The sequence below is a fragment of the Rhodococcus sp. P14 genome (genome assembly GCF_000256505.1).
In the GTDB taxonomy this organism is placed as follows: domain Bacteria; phylum Actinomycetota; class Actinomycetes; order Mycobacteriales; family Mycobacteriaceae; genus Rhodococcus; species Rhodococcus ruber.
Genome location: NZ_AJFC01000171.1, coordinates 1 through 20,334, shown reverse-complemented (window position 1 = coordinate 20,334; position 20,334 = coordinate 1). Strand labels below are relative to the sequence as shown.

The 20,334-nt window shown below is 70.0% G+C and carries 18 protein-coding genes; 5 read left to right on the top strand and 13 right to left on the bottom strand.

Going from position 1 to position 20,334, the window contains the following annotated elements:
* The 11 genes from OEY_RS0112455 to OEY_RS0112410 form a co-directional block, all read right to left on the bottom strand.
* A partial coding sequence (locus OEY_RS0112455; protein ID WP_010594199.1) for an FAD-dependent oxidoreductase occupies positions 1 to 232 on the bottom strand: 232 nt, incomplete at its 3' end.
* A 28-nt stretch (positions 233 to 260) separates the two neighbouring features.
* Positions 261 to 1,220 (bottom strand): ABC transporter substrate-binding protein, encoded by a 960-nt coding sequence (locus OEY_RS0112450; RefSeq protein WP_029540017.1) that lies wholly within the window; start codon positions 1,218 to 1,220, stop codon positions 261 to 263.
* A gap of 20 nt (positions 1,221 to 1,240) precedes the next feature.
* Complete coding sequence (locus OEY_RS0112445) at positions 1,241 to 2,023, bottom strand: amino acid ABC transporter ATP-binding protein (protein WP_010594197.1); 783 nt, start codon at positions 2,021 to 2,023, stop codon at positions 1,241 to 1,243.
* On the bottom strand, positions 2,020 to 2,991 hold the full coding sequence (locus tag OEY_RS0112440; protein WP_010594196.1) for an amino acid ABC transporter permease: 972 nt from the start codon (positions 2,989 to 2,991) through the stop codon (positions 2,020 to 2,022). Before OEY_RS0112440 ends, OEY_RS0112445 begins: the two co-directional genes overlap by 4 nt.
* 281 nt (positions 2,992 to 3,272) lie before the next feature.
* Positions 3,273 to 4,286, bottom strand: coding sequence for a sulfate/molybdate ABC transporter ATP-binding protein (locus OEY_RS0112435; protein WP_010594195.1), 1,014 nt, complete (start codon positions 4,284 to 4,286; stop codon positions 3,273 to 3,275).
* A complete protein-coding gene (cysW, locus tag OEY_RS0112430; protein WP_010594194.1) occupies positions 4,283 to 5,089 on the bottom strand; it encodes a sulfate ABC transporter permease subunit CysW in 807 nt (268 codons plus the stop codon). Before cysW ends, OEY_RS0112435 begins: the two co-directional genes overlap by 4 nt.
* Entirely contained in the window at positions 5,086 to 5,958 is an 873-nt protein-coding gene (gene cysT, locus OEY_RS0112425) for a sulfate ABC transporter permease subunit CysT (RefSeq protein ID WP_029540016.1), read from the bottom strand. Before cysT ends, cysW begins: the two co-directional genes overlap by 4 nt.
* A 16-nt stretch (positions 5,959 to 5,974) precedes the next feature.
* Complete coding sequence (locus tag OEY_RS0112420; protein ID WP_006943619.1) at positions 5,975 to 7,006, bottom strand: sulfate ABC transporter substrate-binding protein; 1,032 nt, start codon at positions 7,004 to 7,006, stop codon at positions 5,975 to 5,977.
* Between the two features lie 210 nt (positions 7,007 to 7,216).
* Positions 7,217 to 7,309 (bottom strand): Ms4533A family Cys-rich leader peptide, encoded by a 93-nt coding sequence (locus OEY_RS31455; protein ID WP_312026504.1) that lies wholly within the window; start codon positions 7,307 to 7,309, stop codon positions 7,217 to 7,219.
* 10 nt (positions 7,310 to 7,319) lie between these two features.
* Positions 7,320 to 7,481: a hypothetical protein gene (locus OEY_RS30480; RefSeq protein WP_155621881.1), complete on the bottom strand. Its 162-nt coding sequence runs from the start codon at positions 7,479 to 7,481 to the stop codon at positions 7,320 to 7,322.
* Positions 7,482 to 7,582: 101 nt separating this feature from the next.
* The gene (locus OEY_RS0112410) at positions 7,583 to 9,157 is read right to left on the bottom strand and encodes an FMN-binding glutamate synthase family protein (RefSeq protein ID WP_010594192.1); all 1,575 of its coding nucleotides are present in this window, start codon (positions 9,155 to 9,157) and stop codon (positions 7,583 to 7,585) included.
* 166 nt (positions 9,158 to 9,323) lie between these two features.
* Here OEY_RS0112410 and OEY_RS0112405 point away from each other — a divergent pair, with 166 nt between their 5' ends.
* Entirely contained in the window at positions 9,324 to 11,693 is a 2,370-nt protein-coding gene (locus OEY_RS0112405) for an FdhF/YdeP family oxidoreductase (protein ID WP_029540015.1), read from the top strand.
* 7 nt (positions 11,694 to 11,700) lie between these two features.
* On the opposite strand, the gene OEY_RS0112400 is transcribed toward OEY_RS0112405, so the two are convergent.
* Positions 11,701 to 12,747, bottom strand: coding sequence for a GlxA family transcriptional regulator (locus OEY_RS0112400; RefSeq protein WP_010594190.1), 1,047 nt, complete (start codon positions 12,745 to 12,747; stop codon positions 11,701 to 11,703).
* A gap of 91 nt (positions 12,748 to 12,838) precedes the next feature.
* Here OEY_RS0112400 and OEY_RS0112395 point away from each other — a divergent pair, with 91 nt between their 5' ends.
* Positions 12,839 to 13,417 (top strand): hypothetical protein, encoded by a 579-nt coding sequence (locus OEY_RS0112395; protein ID WP_010594189.1) that lies wholly within the window; start codon positions 12,839 to 12,841, stop codon positions 13,415 to 13,417.
* 16 nt (positions 13,418 to 13,433) lie between these two features.
* Here the strand turns inward: OEY_RS0112395 and OEY_RS0112390 are convergent, their stop codons facing one another.
* Positions 13,434 to 15,752 carry an FHA domain-containing protein gene (locus OEY_RS0112390; RefSeq protein WP_010594188.1) on the bottom strand — a complete coding sequence of 773 codons (2,319 nt, stop codon included), beginning with the start codon at positions 15,750 to 15,752 and terminating at the stop codon, positions 13,434 to 13,436.
* A 288-nt stretch (positions 15,753 to 16,040) separates the two neighbouring features.
* Here OEY_RS0112390 and OEY_RS0112385 point away from each other — a divergent pair, with 288 nt between their 5' ends.
* From OEY_RS0112385 to OEY_RS0112375, 3 genes are all read left to right on the top strand, one after another.
* Positions 16,041 to 17,708, top strand: a complete 1,668-nt coding sequence (locus tag OEY_RS0112385) for a class I adenylate-forming enzyme family protein (protein WP_010594187.1) — start codon at positions 16,041 to 16,043, stop codon at positions 17,706 to 17,708.
* A 101-nt stretch (positions 17,709 to 17,809) separates the two neighbouring features.
* Positions 17,810 to 19,111, top strand: a complete 1,302-nt coding sequence (locus OEY_RS0112380; protein ID WP_010594186.1) for an MFS transporter — start codon at positions 17,810 to 17,812, stop codon at positions 19,109 to 19,111.
* 196 nt (positions 19,112 to 19,307) lie between these two features.
* Positions 19,308 to 20,334 (top strand): HAD-IC family P-type ATPase (locus OEY_RS0112375; RefSeq protein WP_010594185.1); only part of this gene is annotated, 1,027 nt, incomplete at its 3' end.

Below are 20,334 nucleotides of genomic sequence, written 5' to 3'. Positions count from 1 at the left end.
GGTCCCGCCATAGCGGCAGGGCACGGCCGGCGAGGGCCGTGTAGAACTCGCCGTCGTATGCCTGCCGGTAGATGCGGGAACTGCCGTGCGAGGCGCCGCGACGGTGACCCGGCTCGAACTGTTCGAGCAGGATCACCGCCTTCCCGCGGGCGGCCAGGCGCCACGCCGCCGCCGACCCGATGACGCCGCCCCCGACGATCACGATGTCGGCCCGGCGCTCCACCTGACTCATTGCTGTCCCTCCCCTGGCTGTTGTCCGGCTACTGCTTCTTCGGCAGGCCCGGAGGATTGATCACCGAGGTCGCGACAGCCTCGTTCGCGATACCCCATCGGTCGAGCACCTGCTGGTAGGTGCCGTTCTCGATGACGTGGTTGAGCGCCTCGTTGATCGCCTCGATCAGGCCGTTGTCCTTCTTGGTCAGGACCGCGATCTCGCCCTGCAGGTCCGCACCCGCGCCGGAGAACGTGCCGGCGATCTCGGTCTCCCCGGCCTGGATGACGTGGAACGACGCGGACGGATTGGGCCCGAAGTAGGCGTCGATGCGGCCGGAGCCGAGCGCGAGGTAGTAGTCGGTGGCGTTCTGGAAGTAGAGGATTTCGGTGGGCTCGAGGCCCGCGGCGACGTTCTGCTCGTTCCACTCGACGAGGAGCGCCTCCTGGTTGGTGCCGGAGCTCACCCCGACTTTCAGACCCGCGACATCCTTCGGATCCTTCACCTCGATCCCGCTGTCCTTCGTCACCTCGAAGGCGAGGTTGTCGAGACGGTAGGTGGAGAAGTCGTACTTCTCCTTGCGTTCCTCCGTGACGGTGACATTGGAGATGAACACGTCCGCTTCACCGGAGTCGACGCGCACGAAGTTCTGTGCCCAGTCCGCGGCGGTGAGCTCGACGTCGAGGTCGAGAACGTCGCCGAGGAGATGCGCGAAGTCGGTCTCGGAGCCGATGATGGTCTTGTCGTCGTCGGCATAGAACCGCAGCGGAGGTGCGGTGCCGGCGGACCCCGTGACGATGAGGGTGCCGCGGTCGCGGATGGACTGCGGGACCTTGGCCGCGATCTCGGGTACGGGGTCGGTGGTGATGCGGTTCTGGTCGGCGGTGAGGTTGTAGCCGGCGGCGCCGGCCGCGTCGGGCTCGTTGGTGCCGCAGGCGGCGACCGACAGCAGGGCGACGGCGGTCAGGGCCGAGGCGACCAGCCTCGTGCGTCGGGTCAACGCGGACATCATTGCCTTTCGGGAGGACTTCAGAGGACTTTGGACAGGAAGGCGCGGGTGCGATCCTGGGTGGGCCGGTCGAGAACCTGCGCGGGCGGACCTTGTTCGACGACGACGCCGCCGTCCATGAACACGACGGTGTCGGCAACCTCACGCGCGAAGCCGATCTCGTGGGTGACGATCACCAGGGTCGCACCGTCGCGGGCCAGGTCGCGGATCACCTCGAGCACCTCGCCGACCAGTTCGGGGTCGAGCGCGGAGGTCGGCTCGTCGAACAGGATCACGGCCGGGCGCAGCGCGAGGGCGCGGGCGATGGCGACCCGCTGCTGCTGCCCACCGGACAGCTGTTTGGGGTAGTCGTGGATCTTGTCGCCGACGCCGACCCGGTCGAGCAGTTCGCGGGCGAGCGTCTCGACCTCGGCGCGGTCGCGGCGCTGCGCGGAGATCGGCGCCTCGATCACGTTCTCGAGCACGGTCAGGTGCGGGAAGAGGTTGAAGTTCTGGAACACGAATCCGATGCGCGACCGTTGACGGAGGATGTCCCTCTCGCGCATCTCGTGCAGCTTGTTGCCCCGGCGGCGGTAGCCGACGAGTTCGCCGTCGATGCGGACCGTGCCGCGGTCGACCTTCTCGAGGTGGTTGAGGGTGCGCAGCAGGGTGGACTTGCCGGAGCCGGAGGGGCCGAGGATCACCGTGACCTCGCCCTTGCGGACCTTCAGGTCGACACCTCTCAGGACCTCGAGGGATCCGAACGACTTGTGCACGCCCCGGACGTCGACGGCGTACGGGGTGGGATCGACCGGCGTGGTCATCGGGTGGCTCCCCGGGGTGCGGCGATACCCGAGTCGCGGATCTCGCGGAACTTGGCGACGGTCTTCTGCCAGGGGGTGAGCGGGAGGGCGCGGGACGAGCCGCGCGCGTAGTGCCGCTCCACGTAGTACTGGACGATCGACAACGCGGTGGTGAGCACGATGTACCAGACGGTGGCCACCATGAGCAGGGGCACGACCCGGCCGTTGCGGCCGAAGACGACCTGCACCTGATAGAACAGCTCGGCGATCGCCATCGTGGAGACGATCGAGGTGCCCTTGAACAGGCTGATGACCTCGTTGGCGGCGTTGGGCAGGATCGATCGCATGGCCTGCGGCAGAATAATCTTGAAGAACTGCCGGCGGCGAGGGATGCCCAGGGCCTGCGCCGCCTCGATCTGGCCGTGGTCCACGGAGATGATGCCGGCGCGGATGATCTCCGCCGAGTAGGCGGCCTGATGCAGGGCCAGGCCGATCACCGCGGCGGTGAAGCCGGAGATCACGCCGGTGACCTCGAACTCGAAGAACGACGGTCCGAACGGGACACCCAGCGACAGCGTTCGGTACAGGTACGCGATGTTGAACCAGAACAGCAGCTGCACGATGAGCGGGATGGATCGGAATGCCCAGATGTACACCCAGGAGATCACCTGCAGGACGGGATTCCTGGACAGCCTGCCGACGGCGAGCAGCACGCCGAGCCCGAATCCGAGAACCGTTCCCCACACGGTGAGTTCGATGGTCACCACCAGGGCCGAGAGCACGGACTGTGCGGTGAAGTACCGAGCGAACGTCGCCCAGTCCCAGCCCGGGTTGGTAGCCAGGCCGTGCACGAACTGCGCCACCAGGACGAGGGCGAGGGCGGCGACCAGCCAGCGCAGCGGGTGGCGGGCGGGGGCGACGACCAGCCCAGCGTCGTCGGGCTCGGCGGTGCTCGCCGGCGCGGGACGGATCCCGGTCGGCGCGCTCACGCCGACCCGCCGGGGAAAGCGTTCATCGGGTAGTACCTTTCACGGATCTCGGGTGAGTGATCGGCGTGCACACCGAGCGGGCGGGGCGCGTGGAGATCACTGTCGCCCGGCGGGGTCCTGCTCGTCACGGATTCCGATCCGGGTGATTCGAACCCGCCGCAGGACCCGAGCAGTCCGCGGGGTGATACCGCACGCCTGAATGGCCGAATGTCACACGGGTTCGATCCAACTGAACCTGTGTGACATTCGGCCGAGTGAGGCGCCGGTGGGTGGGCGTGGCTCTAGCCGATCGGCACCCGCGTCGTCTCCGGCAGCGCCGGTTCCTCGGTCGCGCGCGCATAGACGGTCTCGCCGGGCGCGAGACCGAGAGCGCGTGCGTCGCCGCGGGTGACCTGCGCGGTGAAGTCCTCACCGGTCGCGGCGTTGCGCAGCTCGACGCGGACCTCGAACCCGAGGTGCACGACCCGCTCCACCGTCGCGCGGGTGACACCCACGGACCCGGCGGTGCCCGCGTCCTGGGCGCGGGCGAGATCGGGTTCGCGACCGAGACGGATGTCGTGCGGCCGCACCAGCTTTCCGTTGAGCCTGGAGACATTGCCCAGGAACGACATCACGAAGTCGTTCGCGGGCCGGTCGTACAGGTCCCGCGGGGTTCCGACCTGCTCGATGCGGCCCCGGTTCATCACGGCGATCCGGTCGGCGACGTCGAGCGCCTCCTCCTGATCATGGGTGACCAGCACGGTGGTCACGTGCACCTCGTCGTGCAAGCGGCGCAGCCACGTGCGCAGGTCGGCGCGCACCTTGGCGTCGAGCGCGCCGAACGGTTCGTCGAGCAGCAGCACCTTGGGATCGACGGCGAGGGCGCGGGCCAGGGCCATGCGCTGGCGCTGGCCGCCGGACAGCTGTGCCGGATAGCGTTGCTGGAACCCGTCGAGCCCGACGATGCCGAGCAGTTCGTCGACGCGGCGGCTGATTTCGGTCTTGGGCCGCTTGCGGATCTTCAGTCCGAACGCGACGTTCTCGCGGACGGTCATGTGCTTGAACGCCGCGTAGTGCTGGAAGACGAAACCGATGTCCCGCTTCTGCGGGGTCACGCCGGTCACGTCGTCGCCGCCGATGCGCACGATGCCGTCGTCGAGGGTTTCCAGTCCGGCGATGGACCGCAGCAGCGTCGACTTACCGGAGCCCGAGGGTCCGAGCAGCGCGGTGAGCGACCCGGACGGGATCTCGATGTCGACGTCGTCGAGGGCCGCGAAGTCGCCGTAGTTCTTTCGTGCGCCCATGACGGTGATCATCTGGTACTCCTCTTGCGGTCGAGCAGGGTCATCAGCAGCAGCACGATCACGGCGATGGCCATGAGCAGGGTCGCGGCGCAGTAGGCGCCGAAGGTGTTGTGGTCGTCGATGTAGCGGGAGTGCACCAGCAACGTCAGGGTCTGGGACACGCCGGGGAAGCCGGACGAGACCATGATGACAGCCCCGAACTCGCCGAGCGCGCGGGCGACGGTGAGGACCACGCCGTACGTCAGGCCCCACCGGATCGAGGGGAGGGTGATGCGCCGGAACGTCTGCCAGCCGTTCGCGCCGAGTGTCGCGGCGGCCTGCTCCTGTTCCTGGCCGATCTCGTGAAGCACCGGTTCGACCTCGCGCACGACGAACGGCAAGGTGACGAAGATCGTGGCGATCACCATGCCCGGTAGCCCGAATATCACCTTGAATCCGAGGGATTCGACACCTCCGAACCACCCGCCGGCACCCCACAGCATGATCAGGGCGACACCGACAACGATCGGTGAGACGGCGAACGGCAGGTCCACCACGGCTTGCAGCAGCCCGCGGCCGCGGAACCGGCCGCGCACGAGCGCAAGTGCGACGACGACACCGAACACGACGTTGACGGGCACCACGATGGCGACGATCAGCAGCGACAGGTTCAACGCCGAGATCGCCGCGGGCGTGCTGATCGACTGGAGGAACGCACCCACGCCGTTCTCGAATGTGCGGTAGAGGATCACCCCGATCGGAACGAGCAACAGGACCAACAGGTAGCCGAGTGCGATCGTCCGCAGCGAGATTCGCGTCCACGGGGAGACCTTCATCGGTCCTCCTCCTCCCGGCGCAGGCTGCGTCCCGCTGCCAGGCGCAGCACGAACAGCACGACGAAGGCGATGAGCAGCAGTGCCACGGACACCGCGGCAGCGTTCATCGGGCGGTCGATCTCGATCTGCTGCTGGATGTACTGCGACGCCACCTGGGTCTCGTACGGGATGTTGCCGCCGATGAGCACGATCGATCCGTATTCGCCGAGGGCACGGGCGAACGCGAGCCCGGCACCGCTGACGACAGCCGGGGTCAGCGCGGGCAGTACCACGGACCGGAAGACGGTCAGGTTGTTCGCGCCGAGGGACGCCGCGGCCTCTTCCACCTCCCGGTCCGCCTCGAGGAGCACCGGCTGCACCGAACGCACCACGAACGGCAGCGTCACGAATGCCAGCGCGACGACGAGCCCCGGCTGGGAGGCGTTGAGATGGATACCGATCGGGCTCTCCGGCCCGTACAGCGCCAGCAGCACGATGCTCGCCACGATGGTGGGCAGCGCGAAGGGCAGGTCGATCAGGGCATTGACGAACTTCTTGCCCGGGAACTCGTCGCGCACCAGTACCCACGCGATGAGGGTGCCCATGACCACGTTGACGACCGCGACGATCGCGGAGACGACCACGGTGATCCGCAGCGTCGCCAGCGCGGCCGGGGCGGTGACGGCGTTCCAGAAGCCACTCGGACCGTCGGCGAACGCCTCCGCGGTCAGCGCCGCGAGCGGCAACAGAACGATGACGGACAGCCACAGCACGGACACTCCGATGCCGAGCGGTCCGACCGTGCCGGTCGCTGCGCGCAGCGGAGTGCGGCGGCGCGCCGCCGGGGCGGGAGCCGGCCTCGGTCCCACCCCGGTGGCGCTGTCGGTGATACTCACTGTCCGGGCTCTACTTCGTGGCGTTGTCGTAGATCACGGCGATCGAGCCGGTCTCGGCCTTGAACAACTGCTCGTCGACAGCCTTCCAGCCGCCCAGGTCCGCGATCGTCCACAGCTTCGCCGGCTGCGGGAAGTCGGCCGCGAACTCCTCCGCCACCGCGGGGTCGACGGGCCGGAAGCCCGCCTCCGCCCACAGACGCTGCGCCTGCGGGGTGTAGAGGAAGTCCGCGAACGCCCGTGCCTTCTCGGCGTTCTTCGAATTCGTGAGCACTGCAGCCGGATTCTCGATCTTGAAGGTGGTGGGCGGGGTGACGTGCTCGACCGGGTCGCCGTTGCGCTCGATGAACAGCGCCTCGTTCTCGTAGCTGAGCAGCACGTCGCCGGAGCCCTGCAGGAACGCCTCGGTGGCCTCGCGACCGGACTTGGGCTGGATCTTGACGTGCTCGTTCACGAGTGTGGTGACGTAGTCCAGACCCGCCTGCGGGTTCGCGCCGCCGTCGCTCTTCGCCGCGTAGGGGGCGAGCAGGTTCCACTTGGCCGAGCCGGAACTGAACGGGTTGGGCGTGACGACCTCGAGGCCGGGCTGCAGCAGGTCGTCCCAGTCGGTGATGTTCTTGGGGTTGCCCTCGCGCACCACGATCGTCACCACCGATCCGAAGGGAATTCCGTTGTACGGACCGGAGTTCCAATCGGCCTCGACGAGCCCGGCGTCGACGAGACGCGTGATGTCCGGCTCGACGGAGAAGTTGACGAAGTCCGCCTCGGCGCCGTCCTTGACCTTCCGGGACTGATCGCCGGAGGCGCCGTAGGACTGCTGGAACTCGACGTCCGCACCCTCCTCGGTGGCCTGGAAGGCGGGGATCAGCTTGTCGAATCCAGGCTTCGGCACGGCGTACGCGTACAGGTTGATCGTGCCGCCGGAGCCGTCGCCGCTGCTCTCACCTCCGCCCACGGTGTCGCTGGATCCGCCGGAGCACGCGGTCAGCACGGTCGCGCCGAGGGCGGCGAGGGCGGTGACGAACAGACCCGAACGTCTCTTCATGAGGTGATGCCTTTCCTGCAGGAGTGTCTCTGTGCGAGACCGGGGGAGGACCCGGGCACACCGGTTCGAGGAGACGCTCCGCAGGACGGACGAAGGTGGTGGAGACGTGGACCCGAACGAGTCGGGCCGACGAATGTCACGCCGGACGGGGCGACGCGACTCCTCGGCAACCGGGGGCGGCAACGATGCCGCAAGGGTTGGTGACGGGAGTCAGCGACGACAGTCGACGTCGGCGACCGCGCGCACGCCGACAGCGATCAGCGCCAGTTCATGGCGGACGCGAGGCACGGCGGTAGCGGACACGCGGCAGACTCTAGCAGAAGCGCTCGGCCTGTTCGACGGTGTCGTCCGGAAGCGCGCGCAGTCCGATGACGCCCGCGCCGCCCATCGCGTCCACGGCCTCGCCGAGGAGGAGGCAGCCGGCGAACACGACACCGCCGACGGTAAGCACCGCGGCGTACATCTTGTCGATCACGATCTGCCTCCCGGCGGGTTCGGTGGTGTCGCGAGTGGTCGTGCTCCAGCGTGACGTGGGGTCGGCGTCCCGAACTGTCCGGATTCTGGACAGTGCCGGTGTCAGGGCGTCGTTCGCGCGCCCGGCGAGCCCTCGCCGCCCTCGGCCGCGGCGACCCCGAGCATCAGCCGCGTGATCTCCTCGCGGTCCGCCGCACCGGGCAGACCCCAGCCGGGCTGGTAGCCGTACATCTCCGCGAGGGTGATCGCGCGCCGGTTGCCGTCGGCCACCTCGACGTCGGTCGGGGTGATCAGACCGGGATGCGCGACGCCACAGGCCTCGGCCAGCTTGAACATGTCCCGGCGCAGCGCCCGGAGGTAGTTGGCGGCGCGCACCGCCTTCAGCTCGACGTCGAGGCCCCGCTCGAGCCACGGGTTCTGGGTGGCGACGCCGGTCGGGCACCGATCGGTGTGGCACTTCTGGGCCTGGATGCAGCCGATCGCGAGCATCGGCTCCCGCGCGACGTTGATCATGTCGCAGCCCAGGGCCATCGCCACCACCGCGTTGTCGGGCAGTCCGAGCTTGCCGGCGCCGATGAACGTCACGTCGTCGCTGAGACCGGCCTCCGCGAACAGCTTGTAGACCCGGGCGAAGCCACTGCGGAAGGGCAGCGAGACCGCGTCGGTGAACACGAGCGGCGCCGCACCCGTGCCGCCCTCGCCGCCGTCGATCGTCACGAAGTCGACGCCACGGTCGGAGTTGCACATCGCGTCGACGAGGTGCTGCCAGAAGGCCATGTCGCCGACCGCCGACTTGATGCCGACCGGCAGCCCGGTCTCGTGGGCGAGCAGTTCGATCCAGTCGAGCATGCTGTCGACGTCGTGGAACGTGGTGTGCCGCGACGGGCTGACACAGTCGCGGCCCTCCGGGATGCCGCGGATCTCGGCGATCTCGGGCGTCACCTTGGCCCCGGGCAGCAGGCCGCCGAGGCCGGGCTTGGCGCCCTGGCTCAGTTTGATCTCGATCGCCCGCACCGGCGCCGACTCGACGACGGCCTTCAGCCGGGCCAGGTCGAACCGGCCCTCCTCGTCGCGGCAACCGAAGTACGCGGTGCCGATCTGGAAGATCAGGTCTGCCCCGTTGCGGTGGTAGCGCGACAGCCCGCCCTCGCCGGTGTTGTGCAGGCAACCGCTGTCGGCGGCGCCGCAGTTGAGCGCCGAGACGGCGGCCCCGCTCAACGACCCGAAGCTCATCGCCGAGACGTTGACGATCGACTGCGGCCGGAACGCCTTCGCCCGCCCACGCGGTCCGCCGAGGACCTTCGCCGACGGGATCGGCAGCTTCTCCCCGGCGTGCGGCGCCGCCGACGGCGGGGTCTCGGAGAACGTGCGGTGCTTGATGATCGTGTAGCCGTCGGTGTATTCGACGTCGTTGTCGGTGCCGAAACCGAAGGTGTTGTTCACGAGCTTCGAGGAGGTGTACACCCAGCGGCGCTGATCGCGCGTGAAGGGACGCTCCTCGTCGTTTCCGGTGGTGATGTACTGCCGCAACTCGGGACCGACGGCTTCGAGCAGGTAGCGGCCGTGCCCGACGACGGGAAAGTTGCGCAGGATGGCGTGCCGCCGCTGCAGCAGGTCGTACGACGCGACCGCGGCCATCGCCGCGGCGGGGAGTCCGAGGGCTTTCGACCACTTCATGAGGCCACCGTACGACGCGGCCGCGAGGCCCGCCGACCTTCGTGAATCCGGTTTCGCGGGCGCGGCGCGCGGGTAGGCAGAGCATCGACACGCGTGCGCGGGGAGCCGGGCGCGCGGACACGGGGCGGACGACCGCGGACACGGTGTGGACGACGAGGGGCCGGCGATGCGCAGACACGATCGGGACTACGACGAGCGCGACCTCGAGGTCGACGACGCCGAGGATCACGCCGCGGGCCCGACCGCGGTGGCGGTGTCGATGAAGCGCTCCCTCGAACGGATGGGGCCGAGCCGGACGGCGCGGACACTCCTGCGGTTGAACCAGGCCGAGGGCTTCGACTGCATGAGCTGTGCGTGGCCCGATCCGGACCCGGGACATCGGTCGGTCGCCGAGTTCTGCGAGAACGGCGCGAAGGCGGTGGCGGAGGAGGCGACCCGGCGCCGCGCCACCCCCGAGTTCTTCGCCGCCCACAGCCTCGCCGAGCTGGATGCGCACAGCGAGCACTGGCTCGGCCAGCAGGGCCGCATCACGCATCCGATGATCAAGCGGCCCGGCGGCACCCACTACGAACCGATCGACTGGGACGAGGCGTTCGCCCTGATCGGCGCAGAGCTGAACGCGCTCGACAGCCCCGACGAGGCGATCTTCTACACCTCGGGGCGGGCTTCGAACGAGGTGGCGTTCGCCTACCAGCTCTTCGCCCGGGCGTTCGGCACGAACAACCTGCCCGACTGTTCCAACATGTGCCACGAGTCCACCAGCATCGCGCTGCAGGAGTCGATCGGCATCGGCAAGGCGAGCGTCACGCTCGACGACGTCTACCACGCGGAGCTCATCGTCCTGCAGGGCCAGAATCCGGGGACGAACCATCCGCGCATGCTCACCGCGCTCGAGAAGGCCAAACGCAACGGCGCCACTATCCTGTCGATCAATCCGCTGCGGGAGGCGGGCCTGGTCAACTTCCGCAATCCGCAGACCCCGCGCGGGGTCGTCGGCCGGGGCACCGACCTGTCGGACCTGCACCTGCCGATCGCGCTGAACGGGGATCTGGCGCTGCTGCAGGCGTTCGGGTCGCTGCTCGTGGAGTGGGACGCGCTCGACCACGAGTTCATCGAGCGGCACACCCGCGGTTTCGAGCAGTGGCGCCGCCACGTCGCCGACGTCGACTGGGACGTCGTCACCACCGCCACGGGGCTGTCGCGGGAGCAGATCACCGAGGCCGCGAGGCTGCTGCGTGACTCGCGTGCGACGGTGTTCTGCTGGGCGATGGGCCTGACCCAGCACCGCAACGCGGTGGCCACCATCAAGGAGGTCACCAATCTGGCTCTGGCACAGGGCAATATCGGTAAGCGCGGCGCGGGTCTGTTCCCCGTGCGCGGGCATTCCAACGTGCAGGGCGACCGCACCATGGGAATCTGGGAGCGGCCCCCGGCCCACTTTCTCGATGCGCTGCAACGGGAGTTCGGCTTCGATCCGCCGCGCGAGAACGGCTTCGACACCGTCGACTCGATCCGGGCGCTGCGCGACGGCCGGGCCCGCTTCTTCATGGGCCTCGGGGGCAACTTCGTGCAGGCCGCACCCGACACCCACGTCACCGCGGCCGCGATGCGGCGGGCCCGGATGACCGTGCAGGTCTCCACCAAGATCAACCGGTCGCATCTCGTGTGCGGCGAGACGGCGCTGATCCTGCCGACCAAGGGGCGCACCGAGCAGGACGTGCAGGCGTCGGGCCCGCAGTTCGTGACGGTCGAGGACTCGACGTGCTCGGTGCACGCGTCGCGCGGGCCGCTCGAGCCCGCGAGCCCGCACCTGAAGTCCGAGGTCGAGATCGTCTCGCGGATCGCCGAGGCCACGCTCGGGGACCGGTACGGCCTCGACTGGAAGGCGATGCGCGACGACTACGGCGTCGTCCGCGGCCTGATCTCCCGCGTCGTCCCGGGTTGTGAGAGCTACGACGTCAACGTCCGTCGCCCGGGCGGGTTCGTCCTGCCGCACCCGCCCCGCGATTCGCGTACCTTCCACACCGATTCCGGGCGGGCCGAATTCGCGGTCTCCCCGATCGACGTGCTGCACGTGCCCGAGGGGCACGTGATCCTGCAGACCCTGCGGAGCCACGACCAGTTCAACACCACCATCTACGGGCTGAGCGACCGGTACCGCGGCGTCGAGGGCGGGCGGCGGGTGATCTTCCTGCACCGCGACGACATCGCCGCCCTCGGCTTCGACGACGGTGATCTGGTCGACCTGTTCACGCGGTGGGACGGCGACGAGCGGGTCCGGTGCGCGCGGTCGTTCCGGATCGTCGAGTACGACACTCCGCGCGGATCGGCTGCCGCCTACTATCCCGAGACCAACGGATTGGTGCCGCTGGATTCGACTGCCCGCCAGAGCAATTGCCCTACCTCCAAGTCCGTCGTGGTGTCCCTGGCCCGCGTGGGCGAACGCAGCGACGAGTGCCCGGCGGACACGCATCAGGGCACCCTCGGTTCGGACTGGTCGCACAAGACCTGCCCGGACCCCGAGTACCTGTCCTGAGACCCGTTCAGCCCCCGGTGTGCCGGGCGGCGGCGTGGGAGTGACCGGCGCGGAACGCCGCCGGTGACGCCCCGTAGCGCCGGGTGAACGCCTGCCGCAGCGTCTCGGTGGTGCCGAACCCGCAGCGCGCCGCGATCGCCGTGATCGGCAGCGACGTGGTGGTGAGCAGGACGGCGGCGGCCTCGAGCCGGACCCGGCGGACGTAGCGGGCGGGGGTCTCGTGCAGGTGGTGCAGGAACACCCGGGTGAGGTGCCGTTCGCTCATCCCGGCCCGCGCGGCGAGCGCGGTAGCCGACAGATCGCCGCCGAGGTGGGTGGTGATGTGGTCGACGAGGCGCCGCATCCCGCGGTCCTCCGGCTCGGGCACCGTGGTGAACAGGCTCATCTGCGCCTGGTTGCCCGGTCGCTGCAGGTAGGTGACCAGGGCGCGGGAGACGTGGCGGGCGAGGTCGGGGCCGTGGTCCTCCTCGACGAACGCGAGGGTGAGGTCCAGGGCGCTGGTCACCCCGGCGGCGGTCGCGACGTGGCCGTCGCGCACGAAGATCGGCAGCGGATCCACCTGCACCTGCGGGTACCGTGCGGCGAGCCGAGCGGCGAACGCCCAGTGGGTGGTGGCGCGCCGGCCGTCGAGCAGACCGGCGGCCGCGAGGACGGAGGCGCCTGTGCACACGGACGCCACCCGGCGGCTGTCCCGCGCGAGGCGGCGCACGTGGCCGACGAACCGGGCGTCGTCGGCCACGTCGACGTGCCCGAAGCCGCCGGAGACGACGAGGGTGTCGAGTGCTCCGACGAGCCGTTCGAGCCGTCGCTGCCCGGCCAGCACCAGCCCGGTGTCGCAGGTGATCGCGGCCCCGCCGGGGGTGGCCAGCTCCACCCGGTACGCCGGGGCGGCGCCGAATCGGTTCGCCGCCGCGAACGTCGTCGTCACGCAGGCGATGTCGAGCAGCTCCGCCCGGTCGTAGCCGACGACCACCACGCGTCGTTCGTCCACACCGTCGACGGTAGCCGCGGCCGGGGCCGGACGCGGCGTGTCCGACGGACAGGGATCCCACATTTCCGGACACGTCCGACCTCGGGATCTCCTCCGGCCGGATCCGGGGGCCGATCGTGGAGGCATCCGCCCACCACTGCCCCCGGGAGACCTCATGGACACCACGACGGCCGTGAGCACGGCCCGCCCCGCATCGCGCCGCCCGGCCGGTCCGGCCTTCCTGGTGCAGCGCTGGCCGACGGTCGCGGCTCTGGCGTTCGCCCTGATCGGCACGCCCGCCGAGGCGAGCGTCGAGATCCTCACCGAGATGATGATGCTGCTGCCGTTCCTGTATCTCGTCACGGCCGTGCTGGGCCGGCCGCGTGCGGTATGGGTGGTGTTCCCGGCCTCCTACACGGTGTGGTTCGTGCTGCGGGCGCTGGACGTCGTGCCGTCGACGGTGCTGATCGGCGCCGCGGCGGCGGTCGTGATCGTCGTGGGCGCGGTGCGCGGCCGGCTGCGCGACCGCCGTTTCCTCGTCCAGGTGGCCGGCATGGTCGCCTTCGGGGTGCTCGGCCTGGTCGCGCTCGCCGCCGATCCGGACCTCGCCCGGTACCTCGTCGCGGCCGGATGGTTCCTGCACGGCGTGTGGGATCTCGTCCACCATCGGCTCCGGGTCACCGTGGACCGTTCCTTCGCCGAGTTCTGCGCCGTGCTCGATGTCGCGGTCGCCGTCGCGCTCGTCGTCGTGTGAGATATCGGCATCGCGCTCACCGGGCGCGCAGCCGCAACCGGGTGTAGGTGAACGTGGCGTAGACGATGCCGAGGAGGAGCAGCATCCCGGCGGAGAGCAGCCACCACGACGGGGCGTGCTGCCACAGCACGTCGGCCTCGGCGGTCGGGTCCTTGGCACGCAGGTCGACGGTCGAGGCGGTCGCGGCGTAGCCCCACCGCGACGGCGACAGCCACGACAGCTGGGCGAGCGCGGCGCGCCCGGTGATGGGGATCAGGCCACCGCTGAGCACGAGCTGCACCATGACCGTCACGACGAGCAGCGGCATCACCTGTTCACCGGACCGGGCGACGGCCGACAGGGCCAGGCCGACCACCACGCAGGCACACGTGGTCAGGGCGATATCGACGACGAGTTCGACGCTGCCGGAAGGAATCACGCTGCCGGCACCGGGGGCGCCCTTGCCGACCAGGACGACGAGGACCAGCACGAACGACTGCACGATCGCGGCGGCGCAGAACACCACGATCTTCGCGATCAGGTACGCCGACGGTGCGAGCCCGGCGGCGCGTTCGCGGTGGTAGATCATCCGTTCGCCGACGAGGTCCCGGACGGTGAGCGACGAGCCCATGAAGCAGGCCCCGAGGATCAGCAGGATGAGGATGAACGCCAGCTCGCCCGGATCCGCACCCGGGCTCGGCGGGCCGAATCCGTCGCTGCCGGGCACCAGGATCGACAGCCCGCCGAGGATGAACGGCAGCAGCGACAGGAAGATCAGGTAGCCGCGGTCCGCGCGGATCAACCGGATCTGCCGCCGCGCGACGGTGCTCAGCTGTCTGCGACGGGAGGTGTGGGCGGGTCGGCCCAGCGGGCCGGGGGCCGCGGCGGGTGGATGGTCGACGGTCGCACTGCGGGCGAGGTGCTCGGCGTGCACCGCGTCGGGTTCGGCGGCGACGCGGGCGAAGATCTCGGCCCAGTCGGAGCTGCCGAGCGCGGTGCCCACCTCGCCGGGCGGCCCCACATAGGCGGTCTTGCCGCCGGGAGCGAGCAGCAGCACCTGATCACACAGTTCGAGGTAGGACAGGGAGTGGGTGATGACGAGGACGACCCGGCCGGAGTCGGCGAGGCGGCGCAGCGTGGTCATGATCTGCCGGTCGAGTGCCGGATCGAGGCCGGAGGTGGGTTCGTCGAGGATCAGCAGCGACGGCCCGGTGAGCAGTTCGAGGGCGACCGACGCGCGCTTGCGCTGCCCCCCGGAGAGGCGGTCGACCCGGGTGCCGGCGTGTTCGGTGAGCTGCAGTTCGCCGAGCACCCGGGCGATCACCTCCTCGCGGTCGGCGCGGGTGGTGTCCGGCGGCAGCCGCAGTTCGGCGGCGTAACCGAGGGCCTCGCGGACGGTGAGCTGCCGGTGGAGCACGTCGTCCTGGGGGACGAGGCCGATCCGGGAGCGCAGCGCCTGATATTCGGCGTGCACGCTGTGGCCGTCGAACTCCACGACCCCGTCGGTGGGACTGCCGGTGCCCGAGACGATCTTGGCCACGGTGGACTTGCCGGCACCGGAGGGGCCGATGACGGCGGTGAGCGTGCCGGGCGGCGCGGCCAGGGTGACGTCGTGCAGCAGTCGCCGGCTCCCGTCGATGGTCAGTCCGACGGCGCGCACGCGCAGCCCGTCGGTCGTGGCCGCCGCCGTCTTCTCCCGCGGGACGAGGGTGCCGTCGCGGACGACGAGGTCGGTGTTGCCGATCGTCACGACGTCGCCCTCGGCGAGGACGGCGTGATCGATGCGGGTGCCCGCGACGAACGTGCCGTTGACGCTGCCGAGGTCCTCGATCTCGAGGCCGGTCGGCCCGGTGCGCAGGGCCGCGTGCTGGCGGGAGGCCAGGACGTCGTCGACGACGACGGTGTTGTCGGCGGCGCGGCCGATCGACACGTCGCCGGTGCGGGGCGCGCGGCGGGTCCGGCGCCGCGCCCCGCGGGTCTCGCCGGCCCGGACCGCGGTCAGCTGGTCGAGCAGACCCCCGCGGCGTTCGCGGGTCGCCTCGGGTTCGGCGACGGAGATCCGGAGGTCCGGTCCCTCGGCGCGGTCGCCGAGGCGGGCGACGACCGTGCCGGTCACCCGGATCCGCTCCACCCGGCGGCCGTCGACGAAGAGCCCGTTCTTGCTGCCGGAGTCGACGAGATACCAGCCGTCCTCCCACTGCAGGAGCGCGTGTTCGCGGGAGACCACCGGGTGTTCGAGGGTGACATCCATCGATCGGTCGCGGCCGATGTGCACCGTCGTTCCGGGGTCGTAGCCGGCGCGGCCGCTGTCCCATTCGAGCAGAACCTGCGCGTGCCGGGTGTCCACGTCGTCCATCGTCTCGGCCTTCCGTCAGCCGTGTCCGCTCGTACCGACGTGCGGTTCTCGACCGCCCACCGACGATTTCCGACCGCTCGTCGCGTCGCGCGCCGGGGGTCGTTCGATCTCCGATTCTCCCACTCCGGGAATGCCCAGGCCAGGGCCCGCATGCGGACGCCACGGGTGTGTCCTGTCCGATTTGACACGCGGTTGTGTGGCCCACGACACTACTGACAGACCGCTTACCGACCGAGCGATCGGTCGTGGCGGTGGAAGGCCCCGCAGTCGAGTGGAAGGAACTGCGTCGTGACGTCCCAGATGCGCCCCTGGACCGCGCTCTACCCGAACGGACTCGACCCCGAGCCGGTGGTGCCGTTCGTCTCCCTGGTGGACGCGTGGCGCGCCCGCGTGGATGCCGACCCCGACGGCAAGGCCATCGCCTACTTCGACGGTGTGCTGACCGCCCGCGAGACCGACGAGCTCTCCGACGCTCTCGCCGTCGCCTTCGCCGCTCGCGGGGTGCGGCGCGGCGACCGTGTGGGCATCTACCTGCAGAACATCCCCCAGTATGCGCTGACCCTGCTCGCGCTGTGGAAACTCGGCGCCGCGGCGCTCGTGCTCAACCCCATGTACCGGCGAGCCGAACTGCGCCGCCTCGTCGACGACGCCGAGATCGTCGGCATGGTGTGCGCCGACACCGCCGTCGCGGAGACCGCGGACACCGTGCGCGACAGCTCGGTGCGCTGGATCGTCAGCACCAGCGACCTGGATTTCCAGAGCCGCGACGACGCACGGGTCTTCCCGACGACGGACCGTGCCGTGGCCGCGCCCGACGGCGACCTCGTCGAGCTGATCGAACAACACCGGGGCCGGCGGCCGTCGCCCGTCGAGATCACCGGCGACGACGTCGCCCTGCTCGCCTACACCTCGGGCACCACCGGACCGCCGAAGGGCGCGATGAACACCCACGCCAACGTGCTGGCCGTGGCCACCACCTTCGGCTCCTTCGTCGGCCTGACCGCCGGCGACGCGGTGTTCGCCGTCGCGCCGTTGTTCCACATCACCGGCGCCGTCATCAACGCCACCCTGGCGCTGGTGCACCCGACCACCCTGGTCTTCGCCAACCGCTTCAATGCCGAGGTCGCGCTCGAGGCCCTCGTCGAGCACGGGGTCACGTTCACGATCGGCTCGATCACGGTGTTCAACGCCCTGTACGAAACCCCCGGCGCCGAGGCCCGCCACTTCGCGTCGGTCAAGACCCTCTACTCCGGCGGCGCACCGATCCCGCCCGCGACCGTGGAGAAGTTCGAAGCGAAGTTCGGCAAGTACATCCACAACGCGTACGGGATGACCGAGACGTCCTCGGGCGTCATCGCGGTGCCCCCCGGGCGGCGGGCACCCGTGGACCCCGCCAGCGGCACCCTCGCGATCGGCGTCCCGCTGCCCCTGATCGATGCGCGGGTCGTCGACGCGGACGGTGCCGCCGTCGAACCCGGCACGCAGGGGGAACTGGAACTGGCCGGCCCGCAGGTGATCTCGGGGTACTGGCGCAAGCCCGAGGCATCGGCCTCCACCCTGCCCGGCGGACGGCTGCGCACCGGCGACGGCGCGATCATCGACCGGCACGGCTGGGTCTACCTGGTGGACCGCCTCAAGGATCAGATCAACGTCTCCGGATACAAGGTGTGGCCCCGCGAGGTCGAGGACGCCCTCTACGAGCACCCCGCCGTCCACGAGGCCGCCGTCGTCGGTCAGCCCGACGACTACCAGGGCGAATCCGTGGTGGCGTACGTGTCGCTCGAACGCGACGCCCACGCCACCGAGCGCGAGCTCGTGGACTTCGTCCGCGACCGCCTCGCCGCCTACAAGCGGCCCCGCCGGGTCCACATCGTCGAGAACCTCCCCAAGACCCAGACCGGCAAGATCCGGCGCAGCGACCTGCGCGACCGCACGATCCCCACCCCGACCGCCTGACGGTCCGTCCCCTCCGGCGTGACCGAATGTCACACGGGTTCGGTCACATCGAACCGATGTGACATTCGGCCACTGCTCCCGCGAACGAAAAGAGATACGACGTGAACACCGACGTCCGGAACCCCCGGGGTGCGGTCGACACCGCGCCCACCCTGGCCTCGAAGAAGAAATCGCTGTTCGCCAGCGCGGTCGGCAACGTGCTCGAGTGGTACGAGTGGAGCGCCTACGCGGTCTTCGCCCCGTTCATCGCCGCGGTGATGTTCAACAACTCCGATCCGATCTCCGCGCTGCTGTCGACGCTCGCGGTCTTCGCCGTCGGTTTCCTCATGCGTCCCCTCGGCGGCATCGTGTTCGGCCGCATCGCCGACCGGCGGGGCCGCAAGTTCGTCCTCGTCACCACGATGCTCATGATGGCGACGGGCAGCCTCGTCATCGGCATCATGCCCACCTACGAGTCCATCGGGGCGTGGGCGTCGCTGATCCTGCTCGCCGCGCGGATCATGCAGGGCTTCGCCCACGGCGGTGAATCGGCCACCGCCTACTCGTACGTCGGCGAGATCGCCCCGCCGCACCGCCGCGGCATGTGGGGCAGCGTCGCCTTCATCGCGATCTTCGGCGGCTCGGTCCTTGCCTACAGCATCGGCGGCGCGGTCACCTCGTCGCTCTCCGAAACCGCCGTCGCCGAATGGGGTTGGCGCATCCCGTTCCTCATCGGTGCCTGCCTGGCCCTGGTCGCCCTGTACCTGCGTCGCAGCATGGACGAGAGCGACGTGTTCGACGCCCACCAGGAGCAGGACGAGCAGCCGCGCATCCCGCGCAAGACCGTCGTCCGCGCGATCCTGCTGATGATCGGCATGACCTCCGGCATCACCGCCGCCCACTACACCTGGACGTCGTACGTCTCCACCTACGCCATCACCCAGCAGGGGATGGACCCCGACGTCGCCTACTGGATGTCGGTGATCGCCCAGTCGATCGCGCCCGTCTCCCTGCCCTTCTGGGGCATGCTGTCCGACCGGATCGGCCGCCGCCCGATGCTGTTCGCGTTCGCCGGCCTCATGCTCGTGTTGCAGTTGCCGCTGACGATGATGATCTCCTCCGCCGGATGGACCCTGCTCGTCGCGACGACCGTCGCGCTGCTCGTCGTGTCCGTCCCCGCGTCGGTGCTGTCGGCGACGCTGTCGGAGAGCTTCCCCACCCGGCTGCGGACCCAGGCGATCGGCTTCGCGTACTCGTTCTCCGTCGCGGTGTTCGGTGGAACCGCCCCGTACCTGAATCAGCTCCTGATCGGCCGCGGCCTCGGATGGGCGTTCAGCGTGTACATCATGGTGCTGTGCGTGCTGACCGGCATCGCCTGCGTCTTCATGAGGGAGACCAAGGGTATCCGCCTCGAGCACGCCTGACGGCTCGTCCCCTGCGCCCCACCGGCATCGTGGCGGTGGGGCGCAGTCGCGTCCGCGACGGGTGGGACGCAGTCGCGTCCGCGACGGGTGGGGCGCAGTCGCGTCCGCGACGGCCCCCGTGCCGATACGCTGGGCCTGCCGCGACGGGGGCCGACCCCGGTCGCGGTGACGCATCCCGGGTGGGCGAGGAGGCGGTGTGCAGGCACATTCCGGTCCGCAGGTGCTCCCCGGCGGCGGTCTCACCGGAAGTGAGGCCGCCGCGCGGCTGACCCGCGACGGCCCGAACCAGCTCCCCGCCGCGCGGCGAGTGCCGTGGTGGCGCAGGCTGATCGCGCAGCTCACGCACTTCTTCGCGCTGCTGTTGTGGTTCGCTTCGGCCCTCGCGTTCGTCGCGGGCATGCCGGAGCTGGGCATCGCCGTGATCGTGGTGATCGTCGTCAACGGCATTTTCGCCTTCGTGCAGCAGGAACGCGCGGAGAAGGCTGCCGAGCGCCTCGGCGAGCTGTTGCCCACCACCATCGTGGTGCGCCGGGACGGGGCGCTGCGCACGGTCGACGCCCGTGACCTGGTGGTCGGCGACGTCGTCGTGCTCACCGGCGGCGACCGGGTCCCGGCCGATCTGACCCTTGTGGTCGCGGGCCGCTGCACCTTCGACGAATCCACCCTCACCGGGGAGAGCGAACCGGTGCTCCGCACGGCCGGCGCGGCCGTGTTCGCCGGAACGTTCGTCGCCGAGGGCGAATCCGAAGGGATCGTGACAGCCACGGGTGCGAACACCCGCCTCGCCGGTATCGCAGCCCTGACCACGTCGGTGCGACGTCCACCCGGCCCGCTCGATCGGGAGATCCAGCGCATCGTCCGGACGCTCGCCTTCGGTTCCGTCGGCGTCGGCGCGGTGTTCTTCGCCGTGTCTCTCCTGGTGGGGATCTCCTGGCAGGACGCCTTCCTCTTCGCGGTGGGCATCACCGTCGCCCTCGTGCCCGAGGGGCTGCTGCCCACCGTGACGCTGTCGCTGGCGATGGGGGCGCAGCGCATGGCCCGCGACAACGCGCTGGTGCGCAACCTCGAGGCCGTCGAGACCCTCGGTGCGACGACGTTCGTCTGCACCGACAAGACGGGCACGCTCACCCAGAACCAGATGAACGTCGTCGAGGCGTGGACCCCGGCCGGGACCGTCGCCGTGCGCGGGGAGGGGTATGCGCCCACCGGTGCGGTGACCGGCC